The organism is Cellulomonas uda (genome assembly GCF_006538705.1).
Lineage (GTDB): Bacteria > Actinomycetota > Actinomycetes > Actinomycetales > Cellulomonadaceae > Cellulomonas > Cellulomonas uda.
Genome location: NZ_BJLP01000095.1, coordinates 1 through 2,502 on the forward strand (window position 1 = coordinate 1; position 2,502 = coordinate 2,502).

At 73.9% G+C, this 2,502-nt stretch carries 3 protein-coding genes and 1 tRNA gene; 3 read left to right on the forward strand and 1 reads right to left on the reverse strand.

Annotated elements, in window-relative coordinates; translation table 11 throughout:
* The first annotated feature begins 99 nt into the window (after positions 1-99).
* Both map and CUD01_RS17200 read left to right on the forward strand, forming a co-directional pair.
* Positions 100-861 carry a type I methionyl aminopeptidase gene (gene map, locus CUD01_RS16235; protein ID WP_141322526.1) on the forward strand — a complete coding sequence of 254 codons (762 nt, stop codon included), beginning with the start codon at positions 100-102 and terminating at the stop codon, positions 859-861.
* Between the two features lie 9 nt (positions 862-870).
* A complete protein-coding gene (locus tag CUD01_RS17200; RefSeq protein WP_244937816.1) occupies positions 871-1,515 on the forward strand; it encodes a superinfection immunity protein in 645 nt (214 codons plus the stop codon).
* Positions 1,516-1,530: 15 nt separating this feature from the next.
* Here CUD01_RS17200 and CUD01_RS16245 read toward each other — a convergent pair whose 3' ends face one another.
* On the reverse strand, positions 1,531-2,316 hold the full coding sequence (locus tag CUD01_RS16245) for an SDR family oxidoreductase (protein WP_141322525.1): 786 nt from the start codon (positions 2,314-2,316) through the stop codon (positions 1,531-1,533).
* 79 nt (positions 2,317-2,395) lie between these two features.
* On the opposite strand from CUD01_RS16245, the gene CUD01_RS16250 reads away from it, so the two are divergent.
* Positions 2,396-2,478, forward strand: a tRNA-Leu gene (locus tag CUD01_RS16250).
* Positions 2,479-2,502: the final 24 nt, after the last annotated feature.

Below are 2,502 nucleotides of genomic sequence, written 5' to 3' on the forward strand. Positions count from 1 at the left end.
ATACCGCGAGGAAGGGCGGGGTCGTGGCGGGGTGGCGCGGTGGCGGCGGTGGTGGAGGGGCGGTGGCGTGGGGGTGGGAGGTGGGAAGGTGGGGGCGTGATGCTGAAGACCGCCGCCGAGCTGACCGCCATGCGACCCGCCGGGAGGTTCGTCGCCGGGGTGCTGTCCTCGCTACGCGACGTCGCGAAGGTCGGCACGACGCTCCAGGAGCTCGACGACCACGCGCACCGGATGATCGACGCCGCGGGCGCGCACTCCGTGTACCTCGGGTACCACCCGAGCTTCGGCGCGATCCCCTACCCGGGCGTGCTGTGCACGTCGGTCAACGACGCCGCGCTGCACGGCCTGCCGTCGCCGTACGTGCTCGCCGACGGCGACGTGCTGTCGATCGACTTCGCCGCGCAGGTGCAGGGCTGGGTCGCGGACTCCGCGATCACGTTCCAGGTCGGGACGACGACGCCCGAGGCGACCGCGCTCATCGAGACGACCGAGCGCGCGCTCGAGGCCGGCATCGCGGCGGCGAAGGTCGGCGGGCGGATGGGCGACATCTCCGCGGCGATCGGCGACGTCGGGCACCGCGCGGGCTACGGGATCAGCACCGACTTCGGCGGGCACGGCGTGGGTCGCACCATGCACGAGGACCCGCACGTCCCGAACGACGGCCGCCGCCGCAGCGGCATGAAGCTCCAGGCCGGCCTCGTCATCGCGATCGAGCCGTGGTTCATGGCCGGCGGCGACGGGTACGTGATCGACGACGACGGCTGGACGATCCGTTCCGCCGACGGCTCGCTCGCGGCACACTTCGAGCACACGGTGGCGCTCACCAAGGACGGCCCGCTCGTCCTGACGTCACGCGACTGAGGAGGAGCCGTGTCGGGGACCGACGGTGTCGACCGCTACGTCGACGGGTACGAGCGCCGGTACGACGAGCCCGCGACCTCGCCGTACGGCACCCCGGTCGCGGGCGGCTCCGCCTCGCCCCCCGCGTACGGCACGCCGCCGACCGCACAGCTGCCCGCCGTCTCGTCGTACCCGGTCTCGTCGTACCCGGTCTCGTCGTACCCGGTCTCGTCGTACCCGGTCTCGTCGTTCGACGCGGTTCCCTACGATGCCGTGCCCTACGACGCCGCGTCGGCCACCCCGCTGCCCGGAGCCGCGCCCTACGCGCCCGGCACGTGGCCGACGACCGCGCGCACCGACCAGGTCACGCCGTCGACCGCGGGGATCGTCGTGGCGTGGTTGCTCACCGTGCTCACCGGGTTCTACCTGCTGCCGTTCGCGATCGCGATGACGCGCGGCAAGGCCGCCCGGTGGGGGATCTTCTGGGTCACCCTGCTGCTGGGATGGACGTTCGCGGGATGGGTCGCGGCGCTGGTGTGGTCCTGCCTGCCGCACCGGGTGCTGACGTTCGCGCCGGGTCCGGCCGCGTACGCGGTGCCGCCCGGTTGGTACCCGACGCCCGACGGTCGTCGTGCGTACTGGGACGGCGCGCGCTGGACGGGGCACGTCGCCTGACGACGCCCCCGCCGGTCAGCGCAGGTCGGCGAGGGCCTCCTCGAAGGTCCGGCGGCCCGTCCCGTGTTCGGGTGCGAGCTGCGCTCCCGCGCGGAACGCGGCGAACGAGCGTCCCGGCAGGCGCACGCTGACGCTCCGGGGCCGACGACCCCGCGCCTGCGCGACCAGCCGGTACGCGGTGCGCGCGTCGACGACGCCGGGCCCGCCCAGGTCCGCGACGCGCCCCGAAGGCCCGACCTCGACCAGCTCGACGAGACGCATCGCGACCTCGTCCACGTCGACCGGCTGCAGGCTCGTCCCCGCGGGCAGCACGGTCACACCCGCGACCGTGAACCGATCGAGCAGCCGCGGCACGAACTGGTGGAACTGCGTCGCACGCAGGATCGACCACGGCACGCCGCCGACCTCGACCAGGTGCTCGACCTCGAGCTTGGCGCGGTAGTAGGAGTACGGGATCGCGTCGACGCCCACGATCGAGACGAACACCAGGTGCGGTGTCCCCGCCCGGCGAGCGGCGAGCAGCAGGTGCGCGGCGGCGTCGACGTCGTGCTGCGGCCGGCGTGGCTCGCTCGCGCAGTGCACGACGGCGGACACCCCCGCGAGCGCCTCGTCGACCCCCGCACCCGTCGTGAGGTCACCGACGACGCGCTCCACCCCGACGGGGCTCTCGCCCGGTCGGCGGCTCAGCACCCGCACCGCGCGGCCTCGTCGGACGAGCCCGGCGACCACCGCCTGCCCGAGCATCCCCGTCCCACCGGTGACCAGGACCGGACCATCGCCGTGCGCGCGCTCCCCTGCCATGGCGGCCATCCTGGCAGTGCCGGGGTCCGCCGACCATGGTCCTGGACGCCCCGCGGATCGTGCTAGCCTTCTGCAGCGCGCGCGAGTGGCGGAACGGCAGACGCGCTGGCTTCAGGTGCCAGTGTCCGAAAGGGCGTGGGGGTTCAAATCCCCCCTCGCGCACCCTGTGATGTCGCAGGACATCGA

What these genes read in the sequence shown, in the direction of transcription:
- map (WP_141322526.1), top strand. Translation starts at nt 100, where the DNA reads ATGCTGAAGACCGCCGCCGAGCTGACCGCCATGCGACCCGCCGGGAGG.
- CUD01_RS16245 (WP_141322525.1), bottom strand. Translation starts at nt 2,316, where the DNA reads ATGGCAGGGGAGCGCGCGCACGGCGATGGTCCGGTCCTGGTCACCGGT.